This is a genomic window from Pontibacter flavimaris, assembly GCF_001907195.1.
Taxonomy (GTDB): domain Bacteria; phylum Bacteroidota; class Bacteroidia; order Cytophagales; family Hymenobacteraceae; genus Pontibacter; species Pontibacter flavimaris.
In genome coordinates, this window is sequence record NZ_LVWA01000010.1 from 199,175 (window position 1) to 217,066 (window position 17,892).

General features: G+C 54.9%; 13 protein-coding genes. 7 read left to right on the forward strand and 6 right to left on the reverse strand.

Annotation, left to right across the window (positions count from 1 at the left end; all coding sequences use genetic code 11):
- Positions 1-11: 11 nt before the first annotated feature.
- The 3 genes from eno to hscA all read left to right on the forward strand — a co-directional run bounded on the left by eno (position 12) and on the right by hscA (position 4,010).
- Positions 12-1,289, forward strand: a complete 1,278-nt coding sequence (eno, locus tag A3841_RS16330; RefSeq protein ID WP_073853850.1) for a phosphopyruvate hydratase — start codon at positions 12-14, stop codon at positions 1,287-1,289.
- Positions 1,290-1,377: 88 nt separating this feature from the next.
- Positions 1,378-1,674, forward strand: coding sequence for an FtsB family cell division protein (locus tag A3841_RS16335; RefSeq protein WP_073853852.1), 297 nt, complete (start codon positions 1,378-1,380; stop codon positions 1,672-1,674).
- Positions 1,675-2,144: 470 nt separating this feature from the next.
- Complete coding sequence (gene hscA, locus A3841_RS16340; protein WP_073853854.1) at positions 2,145-4,010, forward strand: Fe-S protein assembly chaperone HscA; 1,866 nt, start codon at positions 2,145-2,147, stop codon at positions 4,008-4,010.
- Positions 4,011-4,240: 230 nt separating this feature from the next.
- Here the strand turns inward: hscA and A3841_RS16345 are convergent, their stop codons facing one another.
- Positions 4,241-4,591, reverse strand: coding sequence for a hypothetical protein (locus tag A3841_RS16345; RefSeq protein WP_073853856.1), 351 nt, complete (start codon positions 4,589-4,591; stop codon positions 4,241-4,243).
- 9 nt (positions 4,592-4,600) lie between these two features.
- Positions 4,601-5,668, reverse strand: a complete 1,068-nt coding sequence (locus tag A3841_RS16350; protein ID WP_073854233.1) for an Ldh family oxidoreductase — start codon at positions 5,666-5,668, stop codon at positions 4,601-4,603.
- Between the two features lie 207 nt (positions 5,669-5,875).
- Here A3841_RS16350 and A3841_RS16355 point away from each other — a divergent pair, with 207 nt between their 5' ends.
- The gene (locus tag A3841_RS16355) at positions 5,876-8,257 is read left to right on the forward strand and encodes a tetratricopeptide repeat protein (protein WP_073853858.1); all 2,382 of its coding nucleotides are present in this window, start codon (positions 5,876-5,878) and stop codon (positions 8,255-8,257) included.
- Between the two features lie 999 nt (positions 8,258-9,256).
- On the opposite strand, the gene A3841_RS16360 is transcribed toward A3841_RS16355, so the two are convergent.
- The 3 genes from A3841_RS16360 to A3841_RS16370 all read right to left on the reverse strand — a co-directional run bounded on the left by A3841_RS16360 (position 9,257) and on the right by A3841_RS16370 (position 11,734).
- Positions 9,257-10,192, reverse strand: a complete 936-nt coding sequence (locus A3841_RS16360; RefSeq protein WP_073853860.1) for a Ppx/GppA phosphatase family protein — start codon at positions 10,190-10,192, stop codon at positions 9,257-9,259.
- Positions 10,193-10,301: 109 nt separating this feature from the next.
- On the reverse strand, positions 10,302-10,706 hold the full coding sequence (locus A3841_RS16365; protein ID WP_073853862.1) for a hypothetical protein: 405 nt from the start codon (positions 10,704-10,706) through the stop codon (positions 10,302-10,304).
- Positions 10,707-10,840: 134 nt separating this feature from the next.
- A complete protein-coding gene (locus A3841_RS16370) occupies positions 10,841-11,734 on the reverse strand; it encodes a class I SAM-dependent methyltransferase (protein WP_073854235.1) in 894 nt (297 codons plus the stop codon).
- A gap of 105 nt (positions 11,735-11,839) precedes the next feature.
- On the opposite strand from A3841_RS16370, the gene dapF reads away from it, so the two are divergent.
- Both dapF and A3841_RS16380 read left to right on the forward strand, forming a co-directional pair.
- Complete coding sequence (gene dapF, locus A3841_RS16375; protein WP_073853864.1) at positions 11,840-12,619, forward strand: diaminopimelate epimerase; 780 nt, start codon at positions 11,840-11,842, stop codon at positions 12,617-12,619.
- A 102-nt stretch (positions 12,620-12,721) separates the two neighbouring features.
- Positions 12,722-13,237 carry a GNAT family N-acetyltransferase gene (locus tag A3841_RS16380; RefSeq protein WP_073853867.1) on the forward strand — a complete coding sequence of 172 codons (516 nt, stop codon included), beginning with the start codon at positions 12,722-12,724 and terminating at the stop codon, positions 13,235-13,237.
- 594 nt (positions 13,238-13,831) lie between these two features.
- Here A3841_RS16380 and A3841_RS20405 read toward each other — a convergent pair.
- Positions 13,832-13,999, reverse strand: coding sequence for a hypothetical protein (locus A3841_RS20405; RefSeq protein WP_170866220.1), 168 nt, complete (start codon positions 13,997-13,999; stop codon positions 13,832-13,834).
- Positions 14,000-14,489: 490 nt separating this feature from the next.
- Here A3841_RS20405 and secA point away from each other — a divergent pair, with 490 nt between their 5' ends.
- Complete coding sequence (gene secA, locus A3841_RS16385) at positions 14,490-17,864, forward strand: preprotein translocase subunit SecA (protein ID WP_073853869.1); 3,375 nt, start codon at positions 14,490-14,492, stop codon at positions 17,862-17,864.
- The last annotated feature ends 28 nt before the right edge of the window (positions 17,865-17,892 follow it).

A 17,892-nucleotide genomic window follows, 5' to 3' on the forward strand; every position in this document is an offset into this window, starting at 1 on the left:
AGAGAGAACTAATGAGCTTAATTACTGACATCAAAGCCAGACAAATATTCGATTCTCGCGGTAACCCCACCGTGGAGGTTGATGTAATGACTGAGACAGGCATCATGGGCCGCGCCGCCGTGCCATCAGGCGCCTCCACAGGCATACACGAGGCGGTAGAGCTTCGCGATGGAGACAAGGGCAAGTACATGGGCAAAGGTGTACTGCAGGCCGTTAAGAACGTGAACGACAAGATCGCTGAGGAGTTAATTGGCTTCCCGGTGTTTGACCAGAACCTGCTCGATAAAGTCATGATCGAGCTGGACGGAACACCGAACAAAGGCAACCTGGGTGCCAACGCTATACTTGGCGTGTCGCTGGCTATTGCGCGCGCGGCTGCGCAGGAACTGAACCTGCCGCTGTACCGCTACGTGGGTGGCGTGAATGCCAACACGCTGCCCGTGCCGATGATGAACATCCTGAATGGCGGTAGCCACGCGGATAACGCCATCGACTTCCAGGAGTTCATGATCATGCCGGTGGGCGCTCCTTCTTTCTCTGAGGCGCTGCGCATGGGCTCTGAGGTGTTCCATCACCTGAAGAACGTGCTGAAGAAAAAAGGTCTGTCTACGAACGTGGGTGATGAGGGAGGCTTTGCGCCGAACATCGCTTCTAACGTGGAGGCCATTGAGGTAGTGCTGCAGGCGATTGAAGCCGCTGGTTACAAGCCTGGCGACGATATGATGATCGCCATGGACGCGGCCAGCTCCGAGTTCTATGATGCTGCTTCCGGACAATACCACTTTAAGAAGTCTACCGGCGACAAGCTGTCTTCTTCTGACATGGTGAGCTACTGGGCCGAGTGGGTGAATAAATACCCGATCATCTCGATTGAGGATGGTATGGCTGAAGACGATTGGGCAGGCTGGAAAGAACTGACTGATAGAGTTGGCAGCAAGTGCCAGTTGGTAGGCGACGACCTGTTCGTAACGAACGTGGAGCGCCTGCAGCGGGGAATTGATGAGGGCGTGGCAAACTCTATCCTGATCAAGGTGAACCAGATCGGAACGCTGACCGAAACCATCAACGCGATTAACCTGGGCATGCGCCACGGCTATAAGAGCGTGATGAGCCACCGTTCGGGCGAGACGGAGGACAACACCATTGCTGACCTGGCAGTAGCGCTGAACACGGGCCAGATCAAAACAGGTTCGGCTTCCCGCTCAGACCGTATGGCCAAGTATAACCAGCTGCTCCGCATAGAGGAGGAACTGGGCGAGGTGGCATACTTCCCGGGCAGGAAGTTCTAAAATACCATTTCTGGAAAATATATTTGGTAAGGCTGTGGGTTATAAGACTCACAGCCTTATTTTTGTAGACACACCTTAGGCCAAAATTATGATACAGCGCATCCCCAAAATATTCAGGAACTTCTATTTTATCGTCTCCTTTCTGTTTATCGTATGGATGCTGTTCTTCGACTCCAACGATTTTGTGACGCAGTACCAGATGCGCCGCCAGCTAAGCGAGCTGGAGCGCGACAAGGAGCATTACCTGGAGAAGATGGCGGAGGTGGAGAAAGACCGCAAGGAACTGATGGGCAACCCGGCGCTGCTGGAGAAGTTCGCCCGTGAGAAGTACCTGATGAAGCGCCCGAACGAGGACGTGTTCATTATTGTGCCGAAGGCAGAGTAGGAGGTATAGTTTATAGTTAAAAGTGAAGAGTGGGCAGCGCTGCTGCAAAGTATAAGGTATAACCCGTCCAACACAGTGGCACAAGCATCCGCTTCGGGGCTCTTGGTTTCATAGTAGACCTTGCTGATGCGCACCGTTGCCCGGTGCTCCAGGTATAAAACTTATACTTTAGCCTGCCCTTCTTTAAAGTATAAAGTATAAAGGCTACCGTAAGTGCGAAATCTTTCTTGGGTGTGACACGCGTTTCGCTACAGGAAAGGGCGCAGTCCGCAGGTTTATACTTTAGTACAGGCCATACCGCATTTCGCCCCGAAACGCATTGCCGCCGGAGGTTCCAGGTATGGATTTTATATGACGGGTATATACCGATTATCCTCCCGGCCCAAAACAAATCCCTCCCCAAATAATTTGTAACTTTGTAGTACAGCGCTGCGGCCGAACGGCGGCGGGCTCACGTAATTACAGATACTATGGCAAAAGTTGCAATAAACCTTTCTACAGGAGCTCTTCAGCAGGAAGAGGTGATAGTGGGTATAGATTTGGGAACGACCAACAGCCTGGTGGCCTACATCCACCCGGAAGATAAAAAGCCGATCGCGATCAACGACCAGGGCCGCGGAGCCATTGTGCCGTCGGTGGTGCACTTTACGCAGCAGGGCGACACAATTGTGGGCACCGAGGCCAAGGAATACCTAACCACTGACCCGGCGAATACTTTCTATTCCGTAAAGCGCCTGCTGGGCAAGTCGTACAAGGACCTGGGCGAGCATAAGGATTATTTTGGCTACAAGATCATTGACGATAACTCGGAGGGCCTGGTGAAGATACGGGTGCAGGACAAGTTTCACTCCCCAATCGATCTGTCGGCGGAGATACTCAAAGAGCTGCGCGAGCGGGCCGAGCACTCCCTGAAAACCCCGGTGAACCGCGCCGTGATCACAGTGCCGGCCTACTTCAACGACTCGCAGCGGCAGGCTACGCGCGATGCCGGAAAGCTGGCCGGGCTGGAGGTGCTGCGCATCGTAAACGAGCCCACGGCGGCGGCGCTGGCCTATGGCATTGGCATCGACCAAAGCGAGGAGAAAACGGTGGCGGTGTATGACCTGGGCGGCGGTACGTTTGATATCTCCATCCTCAGCATCCACCAGGGCATATTCGAGGTGCTCTCCACGCACGGTGATACCTACCTGGGCGGCGATGACTTTGACCGCGCCATCATCAACCACTGGATTCAGGAAAACCAGCTGATCGCGGATACCGTGAACGAGGACAAGCACCTCTCGCAGGCGCTGCGCCTGAAGGCGGAGGAGGCGAAGCGAACACTGAGTGCACAGGAAGTATACACGGGCACCATCAACGGAAACATTGATTGCCACCTGGAGCGCCATACCTTCGAGACGCTGATCGCGCCGACCGTTGCCCGCACCATCGAGAGCTGCAGGCAGGCCATGGCCGATGCCAAGCTGCAGCCGGAGCAGATTGATGCGGTGATCATGGTGGGAGGCTCCACGCGGGTGCCGATGGTGTACGAGGCAGTGTCAGAGTTCTTTGGGAAACCAGCCAACAACCAGCTGAACCCGGATGAGGTAGTGGCCCTGGGCGCCGCCATTCAGGCAGACATCCTGGCGGGAAACCGTAAAGACATCCTGCTGCTGGACGTAACGCCGCTTACGCTGGGCATCGAAACGATGGGTGGCCTGATGGACCCGATCATCCCCCGAAACTCCAAGATCCCGACCAAAGCCGGGCGCCAGTATACCACCTCGGTAGACGGACAGGTGAACATGAAGATATCGGTTTACCAGGGCGAGCGCGACGTGGTGCAGGAAAACCGCAAACTGGCCGAGTTCGACCTGAGAGGTATACCCGCCATGCCGGCCGGCTTCCCGAAGGTGGACGTGAACTTTATACTTAACGCCGACGGCATCCTAAAGGTAGAGGCCATTGAACTGCGCTCCGGCGTGCGCCAGGAAGTGGAGGTGAAGCCGCAGTATGGCCTGACTGACGAGCAGGTGGAGCAGATGCTGATGGATTCCATCACCCACGCCAAGGACGACGTGGCCACGCGGATGCAGGTGGAGGCGCGCACCACGGCCGAGCAGATGCTCTACCAGGTGGAGCGCTTTGTGGAGAAGAACGGCCAGCACCTGACGGAGGAGGAGATCAGCCTGACGCGGGAGAACCTGCAGAAGCTGAAGGACGTGTTAGCCGCCGGAGGCGATAAGGACGCTATCTACGCAGCCATCGACAGGCTAGAGGAGCAGACCAGCCCGTTTGCCGAGCGTGTGATGCAGATCTCCATTAAGCAGGCCATGGCCGGTAAAAAGATCGAGTAAAAGTATGGATCAGCCTCTGCAAGTATAATTCCGGGGCTGCATAACGAAGAAAATACAAAGGCGCTGGCTATACTTTAGCCGGCGCCTTTGTATTTATACTTGCTCTGTCTTTATACTTTTGATGAAGCAGGATGGTACGCTTCCGTTTCGGATATCCCCTTTTTTTGCGGAGATACTACGGAAGAGGAGGAAATCAGATTACCTCCTCCTAAGCCGGGCAATGGCCCTGGTTATTGTCCTATGGCCTGGAGCACGAACTGCAGCAGGCTAAAGTTAAAGTATAGCAGGGTGGCCGCCACGATCACTCCAACCATCACGCTGGCGTACGGCGCATCCTGCTCCTGCACTTCCCGCACGCCCCAGTACACGTAGCCGATAAGGGCCAGCAGGGCGTAGAGCAGCAGCAGAGCGGGTATGGCCAGCAGCACCTCCAAGGAGGCGATGCGCCAGAAGTAGTTCAGCCCCAGCCAGAACAGGTTCAGCGTCCACGATACGACCAGCATCAGGATGCTGCGCTTGCCTGAGATAAGCCCTATACTTCTGAAAAATCGTGCCGTTGCCGTGCCTCCTCCCGCTGCCATACTTTTTTGCTATAGCTGAATGCCGAACCGCTGTGCCAAGGTCTCCAGGTCGCGCTCCACGGGCGTGAGCAGCGGGATTCCCTGAATCATGCGTATCTCTTCCGTCACCCGCTCCGGGTCTCCCGGAATAAGTACCGCCCCCTGGCCCGGCACCACGTTTGCGCTCCGGAAGGTCTCAATCCAGTTGTCCATGTGCTGCTTAAACTCATCGGCCGGGCGGAAAGCGTCTACGCGCAGGGCCCCCAGGAAATGGCCGATCCCTTCGCCGGGCAGGTTGTCGGCCACCGGCAGGAACGCCACGAACGGCGGCACCCACGGGCCGTAGTTTGCACCGGAGAGCACAGCCGACAGAATATCCACCACAGAGGCCAGGGCATAGCCCTTGTGGCTGCCATGGTCGCGGTCGGAGCCGAGCGGGAGCAAAGCGCCGCCGTCCTTCAGCTCATCCGGGTTTGTGGAGTCCTGTCCGTCTTTCGTCTGGATCCAGCCGAGCGGGGCCCTCTTCTCCTTTCGCTGCAGTATCTCCAGCTTGCCGTTGGCAGCGGCGGCGGTGGCCAGGTCGGCTACAAATGGGGGCTGCCTGTCGGCGGGCACGGCCACGGCAATGGGGTTAGTGCCCAGCATGCGGTCTGTAGAAAAGGTGGGGGCCACCAGTGGCGAGGCATTGGTCATAGCGATGCCGATCATGTCGCTCTCCAGGGCCATCATGGCATGGTAGCCGGCAATGCCGAAGTGGTTCGAGTTTTTTACCGACACCCAGCCGGTACCCGCCTGCTCGGCCTTCTGTTTAGCGATCTCCATAGCGCGTGGGGCAACCACCAGGCCAAGGCCCGCGTCGCCATCCACGGTGGCGGTGCTGGGGGTTTCGTGCACGATACGAATGTTAGGCTTCGCATTGATGCGGCCGGCTTCCCAGAGCCTCACATAGCCGCTCAGGCGGGCCACGCCATGCGAGTCCACGCCCCGCAGGTCGGCGGAGAGCAGTACTTCGGCAGCCAGACGGGCATCGTCTGCCGGGCAGCCCATGTGCAGAAACACCTCCTGCGTAAAATCGAGTAATTGTCGGTATGGGTACATGTAAACGTCTTCTGTTAAGGCCGGCAAATTAAGAAAATATCACGCCAAAGCCTTAGCTTATACTTTGTTCGCATCCTTAAAAAGGGCTAAAACTATAATTTATCGCTACTTCACCAGCTATATTACTTTTTTTCTATACTTTTCAGGCTGATTTTATAATACTGGAACAGGCTTTGCCTTAGCCTCAGAAAGTTAGCCCCTTGTACTATGAAAAAAGCGCTACTATTATTCGCCGTTGCCCTTGCTTCCCTTGCCGCCGAGGCGCAAAACAAGCTGCTGTTCGAGGAGAAGACAGCCGAAGCCTACCTGCTAAAGTATGGCACCAGCTCCGGGGATAGTCAGGCCCAGCTCAACAGCATCATCAACATACTGAAGGAAAACCAGGTAACCACCCGCAGCGGCAGGCCGCCGCGCACGCCCGAGTTTACCCTACGCTTCGAGCAGCAGGCGCAGGTTACCGATGCCGGGGAAAAGCTGCAGCTAAAGGTGCAGGCGGGTAAGGTGCAGGTAAGCGGCAGCACCGACTACAAAGGATTTGACCTGGGCGAGGCCCTGCTTCCGGAAAAGTATAAAATTAAAGTACAGCTGCTGAACGCCAAGAATGAGGTGGTGCAAGTATACGACCGTACCATAACGCTGAAACCAAATGGCGTGGCACTGCTGCAGGAGCAGCTACCGGATACCGCCGCCAACCAAAATTACAAGCTGCGGGTGGTGGAGGAGCAGGTGGAGTATACTTCTGCCGATGTGCAGCAATTGCGGGAACAGCTCAGCCTGGTGCGCGCATACTTTGCCGCCGATGCCCGGGTGCTGCAGGCGCTGAAAGAGGTGGCGCTTGTCCTTCCGGATGACATTGACCGCCTGCCCCTGCACGAGCGCAAGCTGCACGAGCTGGAGAAGCAGCATGAGCTCCTGAAAAAGGAGAATTACACCGAAAAGCTAAACCTGAAGCAGCAGGACCCGCAGCGCCTGAAGTATAAAATGGAGCAGCTCGGGCAGGTGTTGGGGGAGCGCCGCAAGGCCGTGAACTATACGTTGGCTACCATCCACGAGCATTTCTACAACCGGGGCGTAAGTTTGCTGCAGAATGGCAACGGCTCGGTGGCGCAGACATACTTTGCCAAGTCGGTGGAGGCGAACCCGAACTTTGCCCCGGCGCACGTGCAGCTGGCCCGCATCGACCTGCACAACGGCTACATCCGGGAAGCCACCAACCGCACCCGCGACGTGCTGACCCGCATGCGCGTGGACCCGCAGACCGAGCAAATGGCCCTGGCCCTGGCGCATGATATTTACGCCGCCCACATCACCGAAGGAAACCGCTTTACCACCCGTGGCGAGTACAGCTATGCGCTGGAGGCCTACGCCGAAGCACGCAACCTGTGCAGCACCATTGGCGGACTGCGCTGCAGCATGCAGGCACTAAATGACGGAGAGGCCCGGGCAGCAAGCGGCCTATACAGAAGTATGGTGGATAACGGCCGGCGCCTGCTGGCACGAAATGACCTGCAGGAGGCGGAGCGGGTGGCGCAGGAGGCACTGGTCTTCCAGCGGGAGTATGAGTACGTGCTGCACAACGCCACCGAGGCCGGCGATTTGCTGACTCAGGTGAAGTTCCAGTACTACCTTGGCTTTATAGACGATGGCAAGCGCTACCTGGCGCAGCAGAACCACCGCGCGGCGCTGGGGCAGTTCGAGGAGGCGTTGACGCTGGAACAAGCTTATACTTTCAGGCCGGTGCAGGAGCTGCGGCAGCTGTCGCAGCGGGCGGCCAAGCCGGTGCTGCTGGCTATGCTGGGAGAGGGCTATGAGCAGGCGATGCAGAACAGGCTGAGCAATGCTCGCCAGACCGCTAGCGAGGCCACGGCTATGCAGGAGCGCTTTGCGCTGGCGCAGGATGTGGAGGTGGCCGGCAAGTATAAACTGCTGCGCGAGCGCATCTTTACCCAGGAGTGCATCAATACACAAGCTACTTATGACAAGCATTTCCAGAACGCGCAGGCGTTGGTACGAGAGAAGAAGTTTATCACCGCCGACCAGGCCTATGAGGCTGCTATTAATGCGGCAGACGGAATGTCAGAATGTGGCATTGCCTCCTTTACCGCTAAGGATGGTAGAGCCGCTATTGCCGCAGCCGCCAATTACCAGCGTAAACTGGAGGAGGCCGGGCAACTGATCGGTAGGAACAAGTACAGCGAAGCGATACTTAAGTATGAGGAAGCGCGAGTGTATTACGTAGCGCAGCAGGTAAACAAGTATGGACTGGATCACATTTCGCTCTTCAACTTTGCCAAAGAGCATCCGAACCAGCCATTTACTGCGGCCGTGGTAGGGTTTTATGCAAACCAAGGAGAGGAGCAGGCGTCCATTCAGTTGCTATCGCTGTTGCTGGAGAAGGGCTACCGCAAGGGCAAAACGAAGAAAGTGCAGCAGCAACTGGGCCAGCAACTCGCGCTGAAAGATGTGCAGCAAGGGCAGCTGCAGGATGCTAAAGTACAGTCCGTAAAGTATAGCCAGAACAACCGCGATCTGAAGCAGCTGAAGAAGTCTTACGAGAAAGAGCGGAAGCGGCTGGCGAAGCAAGGGTAGGTTTAGTAGCCCCGGGAGTTTATACTTCCGGGGCTGTTTTTTTGCAATTTTAAGCGGGCTATACTTCATCTTTTTCTGGCGCAAGCTGAAAGTCCCGGAGCATTTCGGGGCGTCCGCTTGTGCCTTTTTATACTTTGGCTATACTTCCTTAGCCGCCGCTTCCTTCCACTTGAACCCTTCCGCTCTTTCGGATTTGCAATCCGGAAGTATAATAGCCGCGGATTTGCAATCCGCGTGAGGCATACTTTATACTTGAGCTATACTTCCTTAGCTACTGCTTCCTGCTAGTTGATACAAGCTATGCTTGCTAGCTGCCGCTGATCCTGTAGTTCCCACAAACCTACAGTTTCATTTCTGACATTGGTGCTCTCCAGCCCGAGAGGGCTCGTCCTTTGGCATCGCGCTGTGTTCCCTCCTGCGCCAGGGCGCTGCCGCATGCGCGGCACCGGATCTCACAAGGCGCTCAACCCAAGGACTGGGTATCAGTTCGATAGCCACGGCTATCTTGTCATTTAGAGCTAAGGGAGAGATCTCTTTAGAACTCTGTTTAGATCCCTCCTTTCGTCGGGATGACAGGAAAAGTAGTAAGTAAGATTCCCCTCCTTAGACTACCGAGAACGAGAGTTCGAAGGTAGCGAGCGCAGCTCTGAGGGGTAGGGGTGGTTGAACCTGGTGTTGCAGAAACGCAGACAAAGACGTCCGCAGCAGCAGTAGTTCCGGACTAGGAAGTCCGGAACAGCAGGTGAGATCTCTTCAGGATTCCCGATAGATCTCTCACAGCTACGCTGGCTCTCTCCGGCTCCCGCCTCAAGAGTACTCGAGATGACAGGGAAAGCAGCTAGTATAGCCCCCTCCTCTGTTCTTAGGGGAGGGTTGGGGAGGGGTTATACTTTGGTAGGGCTGGTTGGTCCCAATGCAGCCAGACGCTCGCAGGAGCTGTGCACGCTGCGAGGTCTGCAGGACACGACCTGCAAATCCTGATGCAGATTAAAGAAAGAATTACTTCTGCAGCATCTCATAGAGCACGCCTTCTTTCAGCGCGTAAGATGACGTTCTGATCTCCTGGAGATTATACTTCTGCAGCACAAAATCCACCAGTATACTTGCCAGCACGATCATGTCCACGCGCATTTCCAGCATACCGGGTATGGCCAGGCGCTCGTCGTGGTTTTTGCGGAGCAGTTCTTCATGGATGGCGTAGTAATCGGTTAAAGGCAGGATAGCGGCCGGTGGTATACTTTGCAGGCGAGAGGTGTCGCCTTTGCGAAGGGCATCAATATCACAGAGGGTATCGAAAGTGCCGGATGAGCCGACCAGGATGCTTGGTTTATACTTGGCCACGGCCTCGGTGAGCGGTTGCAGGCGCTCTTCTAAGTATGCTTTTTCGGCGGCTATACTTTCAGATGGTATTGGGTCAGCGGTGAAGAACTTGTCCATGAGGCGCTGGGCTCCCAGTTCAAAACTCTGCTTCCAGAAGATATTGTTCTGGTTGCAAAGTATAAACTCCACGCTGCCGCCGCCGATGTCCATGATCATAGCCGTCTGCTCGTCCAGCACGCCGGCGAAGCGCACGCCGTAGTAGATCAGTTCGGCCTCGCGGGCACCGTCTATCACCTCTACCTGTATATCGGTTTGCTTGAAGATGTCCTTTATAAAATCGTCGCCGTTGCTGGCGTTGCGCACCATGCTGGTGGCCATGGCCCGCACCGTTTTCGCGCCGAACTCATCTATGATTCTCCGAAACTCGCGCAGGGTTTTCAGGGCACGCTCAGAGGCCTCGGCCGCAATGGCTCCGTTGCTGATGCCGCCCTGCCCCAGCCGCACAGGCACTTTGGTCTTGTAAAGCTCCGTTAGCTGGCCCTGGTCATCCACCTCCGTTACCAGCAGGTGAAAGGTGTTGGTGCCCATGTCGATGAGTGCGAGGCGGTTGGTCATGGTGTAAATTTGTAATAGAGGTTGAATACAGCGCGCTTTCTAACGAAAGGCGTAATGTGGAATGCCACCTATGGTTGTAGCAGAAATATATAGACTAAGAACTACCACCTTATTTATATACTTTCAGCTCTAAGGAAACATTAGTGAAAGTGTCAGTATGAAAATTAACTCCTTGACCAGCTTCCAAGTAAATTTCCGTCGGGCTATTAAACCGTATTCTCATGACTGCATGAGTTGGAGGCGTTGACACCCAGAGAGTACTTTTATTGGTATCAACCGGCTGACTTAGCGCGCCTAAGTATTTCCCTGTACTAGTTCTTGTCCACTCTATTGTTATGTTCAAAGTATTCTCAAGCACAGTGGCAACTGGGGCATCTTTATCTTGTTGATTTAGCAAAGCTGTGTAAGTACGGTAAGGTGCAAGTTCCTCGAAGTTTTTATCCTCATCACAACTCATAAGAAGTATTAAAGATAAAATAACAGGTAGCCTGAAAAGTGTCGTAAAAAGATTCATGAATTATACTTAGGTTCTGGTTTGAAATATGTGATTTTGGAACTGAATTATCATTTACTTTCTTTTGCGTATAAGGCGTTACCCTATTTAAAGCGCTTCATTGAAAAAGTAGCTTACTAGGAAATAAATTAGTCCTACCTCCCCACCGAACTAAACCGAAAAAACGTCCCCAGCGGCAATTTACGTTTACCGCCATCCAGCAAGTATAGCTCGCCGAGTTCTTCGTTCTGCACCATCTCCCCAAAGGTGCCGCGCATCAGGTTGTCGAGCACCATGGCCGAGAAGCCCATCGAGTACAGGTTTATCAGCAGGAAATAATCGGTGCCGTCCAGCATTTCGCGGCAAAGCTTTATCATTTCATTTAACTCGTCTTCCAGTTGCCATTTTTCGCCGTTCGGGCCGCGGCCGTAACTTGGCGGGTCCAGGATGATGCCGTTATACTTGTTGCCTCGTTTCACTTCGCGGCGGGCATATTTCATGGCGTCTTCCACAATCCAGCGCACGTTGTCCAGGTTGCTGGCCTCCATGTTGTCGCGGGCCCAGAAGTTTACCTGCTTGATAGAGTCGAGGTGTGTTACGTCGGCGCCGGCGGCTTTGGCGGCAAGCGTGGCAGCACCGGTGTAGGCAAACATGTTCAGCACCTTAGGCTGCGGCGTTTTCAGCTTTTTAGTGGTGTCGTAAATAAACTTCCAGTTAGCGTCCTGCTCCGGAAACAAACCCACGTGCTTAAAAGACGACAGGCCGAGGCGGAAACGCAGCTTCAGGCCATTGTAAGTATAATTGATAAACCACTGTTCGGGCATTCCTTTCTTCAGTTTCCACTGGCCTTTCTCCTGGCTGCCTTTGTCGCGGGTAAAAACGGCATTGGCCAGGCGCTGCCACTCCTGCTCGGGCAGGTGCTTGTCCCAGATGGCCTGCGGCTCGGGGCGGGCCACGTAATACTGGCCGAAACGCTCCAGTTTTTCAAAATTCCCGGAATCAACCAACTCATAGTCAGCCCAGTTTTCTGTTGTAAGAAAGGAATACATATCTTTGTCGTTTATTTCAGGCTTGGCCCGGTATGCGGTAAAATTACGCATTATCTGCCTAACCTTAAAAAGGCACGCAGCCACCGCTTTATTTGTTACAGCTATATGGTAATCAGCTTTTATAAATACCAGGGTACCGGCAACGATTTCGTAATGATCGACAACCGGAAGCTTACTTTTCCTGCACAGGACGAGGCGCTGGTGAAACACCTCTGCGACCGCCGCATGGGCATTGGCGCCGACGGGCTCATACTTCTGCAGGACCACCCGGACTACGACTTCGAGATGGTGTACTACAACGCCGACGGCCGCGTGGGTTCCATGTGCGGAAACGGCGCGCGCTGCACCGTTCGCTTCGCCAAGCAACTGGGCGTGATCGAGGACGTGGCCTGCTTCCTGGCGGCCGACGGCGAGCACCAGGCCAGTGTGGAGCGGGGCCTCATCCAGCTGAAGATGAACGACGTGAAAACGGTGGAGAGGATAGGTGAGGATAGCTACCTGAACACCGGCTCGCCGCATTACGTGCGATTTGTGGAGGATGTGGAGCACCTGGATGTGTATGAAGAAGGGCGCGCCATCCGCTACAACGAGCGTTTCAGGGAAGTGGGCACCAACGCCAATTTCGTGCAGCGCCTGGGCGACGATGAGATCTATGTGCGCACCTACGAGCGGGGCGTGGAAGATGAAACTTTGTCGTGCGGAACAGGCGTGACTGCTGCCGCGCTGGTGGCAGGCGGACTGAAAGACATGCAGAGCCCGGTGAAGGTAAAAGTGCCGGGAGGCGAGTTGGAGGTGGCCTTCGAGAGAAGCAGCGACGGCAGCTTTAAGTATATCTACCTCATCGGCCCGGCCAAGTTGGTGTTTACCGGCAGCATTACGGTTTGAGAGAAGTATAAGTCGTTTTAAAGTAAAAGACTTCCGGAAAGTATAAACTGGAAGTCTTTTCTTTTTTTGCGTAGCTTGTGTGCAAGTATAACCTATCAACCCGTGTTCCTGAAAGCTGACCAAACCTACCTGCGTGCCCTGGAGCCCTCCGACCTGGATTTCCTCTACGCGCTGGAAAACGACACCTCCGTGTGGCATGTGGGAAACACACTCACGCCTTACTCTAAGTTCGTGCTGGAGGCCTACCTCGAAAACGCCGCCCTCGACATCTATACGGTAAAGCAGCTGCGCCTTGTCATCTGCAACAGCAACCACGAAGCCATCGGCGCCATCGACCTCTTCGATTTCGATCCGCTCCACCGTCGCGCCGGCGTAGGCATTGTAGTGATGGCCGAGCACCGGGGTAATGGCCATGCCCGCGAGGCGCTGCAACTGCTGTTGGGCTACTGCCAAGGCAAACTGCAACTGCACCAGGTATACTGCTCCGTTACCGCCACCAACCTGCCAAGTATACACCTCTTTACCCAAGCTGGCTTTCAGCAAGTGGGCGTGCGGAAAGAATGGCTGCATACCTTGGATGGCTGGGAGGATGTGGTGGAGTTTCAGAAGGTGTTCTAGGTTGGGAGTTATTTGTTGATCATAGGGGATGCAGGCTGTTTCGGCGCCAACTACTTTCACCCCACCCCGGCCCTAAAAACAGGGGAGGGAGCCTCTGCAGTACTTGTTCCAACCACCCCTAACCCCTCAGAGCTGCGCTCGCTACCTTCGAACTCTCGTTCTCGGTAGTCTAAGGAGGGGAGTTCGTACTTACTGATGCTAAAGTTTAAGTTTCATTGCTGCCGTTGGGCAGACAGGTCACGATCTTCCCCTACAGAAGTATAAACCCACCCCAACCCCTCCCGAGAGGGGAATTTATACTTGCTTCTTCACCTGTCATCTCGAACAGGGCGAGAGGTCTATCTGGAATCCTGAATAGATCTCTCCCGTAGGTCGAGATGACAGAAAGCAGAGGCTATCGAATCTGATCCCAGCCTTTGGGTTGAGCGCCTATGCGAGTTTTTCCGGTGCCGAACGAGAGTGAGGCAGCCCGAGGTACGAGGGCAGGAAAAGCTCCCAGCGCGATGCCCGAAGGCGAGGCCTCCCGGCCTTGAGGGAGCCAAAGTATGAAGTGCAATGGTAGGTTTGTGGGAACTAGAGGATCAGCGGAAGCTACTAAGTATAGCCTGTGTCCAGTTGTATGAAGCGGCGGCCAGGGAAGTATGACTGAAGTATAAAACCAGCAAGTATAAAAGTATAACTTAAGTATAAAGAGGCACAAGCGGACGCTTGCGCCAGAGAAAGCATAAAGTAAGGCTTGCGCAAGTATGAAAGTATAGTCAAAGCAAGTATGGCTTTTCAAGCCAATCGAGTTACAAACTCGATATCATAAAAGGACACAAGTCTGGAGACTTGCGCCAGAAGCAGGGAAAGGCACAAGTGGGCGCCCCGAAATGCTCCGTGACTTTCAGCTTGCACCAGAGAAGTAAAGCCGGAGTGTAAAAGTATGACTTACCCGGATCAGAAAATCCGCAGCTGAAAAACTCAGTACCAAGAAACACAGAGCATCAGGTACATCCGAAGTATAAAGTATAACCTCAGCCTCAAAACGAACTTCTGCCACACTGCCACATGTTACCTATTATGGCATAACGAATTAGCCCCTGAAGCCATTAATAGCAAAACCGCTATACTTTACCGGTAAATATGGCAGAAGGACAAAACACCGTTTGTTCTGGTATTGTTTTAGTACAGAACATTAGAAATATCGGAAAAACAGCTATTTTTGACGATATTGCGAACAGAAGAATTCATTTAAGAACAACACATACAGATGTTTGATTTTTTCGGTAAAACCGTTGCGAAGCTATTCGGCACCAAGTCCGACAGAGATATAAAGGAGGTACTACCCTACGTATCTAAAGTAAACGAGGAATACGCCAAGCTAACCACACTTACAGACGACGAGCTTCGTCAGAAGACATTCGAGATTAAGGGCATTATTGATGAGCGCCTCAAGCCGATCGACGACAAGATCGCGGCCTTGCACAAGCGTGTGGCCGAAGAAACAGAGCTCAACATCGTGCAGAAGGAGAACATCTTCTCGGAGATCGATGAGCTGGAGAAGCAACGCAACAAAGACCTGGAAGTAGTGCTGATGGAGGTGCTGCCGGTGGGTTTTGCCGTTGTTAAAGAAACAGCCCGCCGCTGGAAGGAGAATGGCCAGCTGGTGGTAACCGCCACCGACCACGATCGCATGATCGCAGGCCGCAAGCCAAACGTGCAGATCGAGGGCGACAAAGCTACCTGGGCCAACAAATGGATGGCTGCCGGCAACGAGATCACCTGGGACATGCTGCACTACGACGTACAGCTGATCGGTGGTATTGTGCTGCACCGCGGTAAGATTGCCGAGATGGCCACAGGTGAGGGTAAAACGCTGGTGGCCACGCTGCCTGCTTACCTCAATGCCCTGGCCAAGCGCGGCGTGCACGTGGTAACCGTGAACGACTACCTGGCCAAGCGTGACTCAGAATGGATGGCGCCCTTGTTCGAGTTCCATGGTCTTACTATCGATTGTATCGACAAGCACCAGCCAAACTCCGAAGCCCGCCGCAACGCCTACAGGGCAGACATCACCTACGGTACGAACAACGAATTCGGCTTCGACTACCTGCGCGACAACATGGCCCGCGAACCTCAGGATCTGGTGCAGCGCAAGCACCACTACGCCATGGTGGACGAAGTGGACTCCGTGTTGATAGATGACGCCCGTACGCCGCTGATTATTTCCGGCCCGGTGCCGCGCGGCGATGAGCACGAGTTTTACCAGCTGAAGCCGCGCATCTCGATGCTGGTGGAAGCGCAGCGCAAGGTGGTGCAGAACTTCCTGACAGAGGCCAAGCGCCAGATAAAGGAAGGCAACACGCAGGACGGTGGCCTGGCCCTGTTCCGCGCCTACCGTGGCCTGCCCAAGAGCAAGCCGCTGATCAAGTTCCTGAGCGAGACGGGTAACCGCGCCATCATGCAGAAAACGGAGAACTTCTACCTGCAGGATAACTCACGCCAGATGCCGGAGGCCGACGAGCCGCTCTACTTCACCATCGATGAGAAGCACAACCAGATCGAGCTCACCGAGAAAGGCATCGACCTGATCACAGGCCAGGGCGAAGATCCGAACTTCTTTATCATGCCAGACATCGGCACCGAGATCGCCGAGATCGAGCATAACAAAACAATGGCGCATGAGGAGCAACTGCACGCCAAAGAGAAACTGATCGCCGATTTCCAGGAGAAGTCGAAGCGTATCCATACCATCAACCAGTTGCTGAAGGCCTATACGCTGTTCGAGAAGGACACCGAGTATATCGTGACGCCGGATAACAAGGTGAAGATCGTGGACGAGCAGACGGGCCGTATCATGGAGGGCCGCCGCTACTCCGATGGCTTGCACCAGGCTATTGAGGCAAAAGAGAACGTGAAAGTAGAGGACGCCACGCAGACCTACGCCACCGTTACGCTGCAGAACTACTTCCGTATGTACCACAAACTGGCTGGTATGACGGGTACTGCCGAGACAGAGGCAGGCGAGTTCTGGGACATCTATAAGCTGGACGTGGTGGTGATCCCGACCAACCGCCCTATCTCCAGAAAAGACGAGCACGACAAAGTATACAAAACCGTTCGCGAGAAGTATAACGCCGTTGCCGACGAGATTGTGCAGCTCACGGAGCAAGGCCGTCCGGTGCTGGTGGGTACCACGTCGGTAGAGATCTCGGAGCTACTGAGCCGTATGCTGAAGCTGCGCAACATCAAGCACCAGGTTCTGAACGCCAAGATGCACCAGAAAGAGGCCGAGGTTGTAGCCGAAGCCGGTAAGCCAAGCACGGTAACCATCGCTACCAACATGGCTGGTCGTGGTACCGACATTAAGCTGACGCCGGAGTCGAAGGGAGCGGGTGGTCTGGCCATTATCGGTACGGAGCGCCACGAGTCACGCCGCGTAGACCGCCAGTTGCGTGGCCGTGCCGGCCGCCAGGGTGACCCGGGTTCTTCGCAGTTCTTCGTGAGTTTGGAGGATAACCTGATGCGCCTGTTCGGCTCTGACAGAATTGCCCGCCTGATGGACCGCATGGGCCTGGAGGAAGGCGAGGTGATCCAGCACTCGATGATCACGAACTCTATTGAGCGTGCCCAGAAGAAAGTGGAGGAAAACAACTTTGGCATGCGTAAGCGCCTGCTGGAGTACGACGACGTGATGAACGCCCAGCGGGAGGTGGTGTACAAGCGCCGCCGGAACGCGCTTTATGGCGAGCGTCTGGAGCTCGATATCTGGAACATGATCTACGACATCAGCGAGGACGTGATCGTGAGCTACAAGAACACCAGCGACTACGAGAACTTCCAGTTGCACGTGCTGCGCGTGTTCGGCATCGAGTCCGCCATTACGGAGGATGAGTTCAAAGCCGCACCGGCCAACCAGCTGGCAGAGCGCCTCTACAACGAGGCCCTGAACCATTACCTGAACCGCAACAAGCAGATCGGGGAGCAGGCGTACCCGATCATCACCGACATCCACCAGAACCGTGGGCCGATGATCGAGAACATCGCCGTGCCGTTTACGGATGGCAAGCGCCAGCTGGCCGCCGTGGCGAACCTAACCAAGGCCTACGAAACGCATGGCCTCGAGCTGATCCGCTCCATGGAGAAGATCATCACGCTGGGCACCATCGACCAGGCCTGGACCGACCACCTGCGCGAGATGGACAACCTGAAGCAGAGCGTGCAGAACGCCGTGTACGAGCAGAAAGACCCGCTGTTGATTTACAAGTTTGAGTCGTTTGAGCTCTTTAAGCGCATGATCGGAAAAGTGAACGAGCAGACAATTGAGTTCCTGTTCCGTGCGTTTATACCTGTGCAGGCCCCGCAACAGATGCAGCAGCCGATAAAACCACCGATGGCCCCCAAGCCGCCGGTGCTGAAGGAGCAGAAGCAGGAGGTACACTCCTCGCTGGAGGATGAGGCTGGCCACACATCGGCGCCTGCCGCCGAGCCGGAGCGCATTTTGCCGGCCCACTCCCAGAAGGTGGCCGGGCGCAACGAGCGCGTAAGCGTGCAGTATACCGATGGCCGTGTGCTGAAGGACGTGAAGTTTAAGAGCGTGGAAGACGATCTGCACAACAACCGCTGCGTACTTATTGAGGAATAAAGAATACGGCCGCCACTAAGTATACTTA

Coding starts and splice junctions, on each gene's coding strand:
- A3841_RS16345 (WP_073853856.1), bottom strand. CDS start 4,591: ATGGCAGCGGGAGGAGGCACGGCAACGGCACGATTTTTCAGAAGTATA.
- eno (WP_073853850.1), top strand. CDS start 12: ATGAGCTTAATTACTGACATCAAAGCCAGACAAATATTCGATTCTCGC.
- A3841_RS16335 (WP_073853852.1), top strand. CDS start 1,378: ATGATACAGCGCATCCCCAAAATATTCAGGAACTTCTATTTTATCGTC.
- hscA (WP_073853854.1), top strand. CDS start 2,145: ATGGCAAAAGTTGCAATAAACCTTTCTACAGGAGCTCTTCAGCAGGAA.
- A3841_RS16370 (WP_073854235.1), bottom strand. CDS start 11,734: ATGTATTCCTTTCTTACAACAGAAAACTGGGCTGACTATGAGTTGGTT.
- A3841_RS16350 (WP_073854233.1), bottom strand. CDS start 5,668: ATGTACCCATACCGACAATTACTCGATTTTACGCAGGAGGTGTTTCTG.
- secA (WP_073853869.1), top strand. CDS start 14,490: ATGTTTGATTTTTTCGGTAAAACCGTTGCGAAGCTATTCGGCACCAAG.
- A3841_RS16355 (WP_073853858.1), top strand. CDS start 5,876: ATGAAAAAAGCGCTACTATTATTCGCCGTTGCCCTTGCTTCCCTTGCC.
- A3841_RS16365 (WP_073853862.1), bottom strand. CDS start 10,706: ATGAATCTTTTTACGACACTTTTCAGGCTACCTGTTATTTTATCTTTA.
- dapF (WP_073853864.1), top strand. CDS start 11,840: ATGGTAATCAGCTTTTATAAATACCAGGGTACCGGCAACGATTTCGTA.
- A3841_RS16360 (WP_073853860.1), bottom strand. CDS start 10,192: ATGACCAACCGCCTCGCACTCATCGACATGGGCACCAACACCTTTCAC.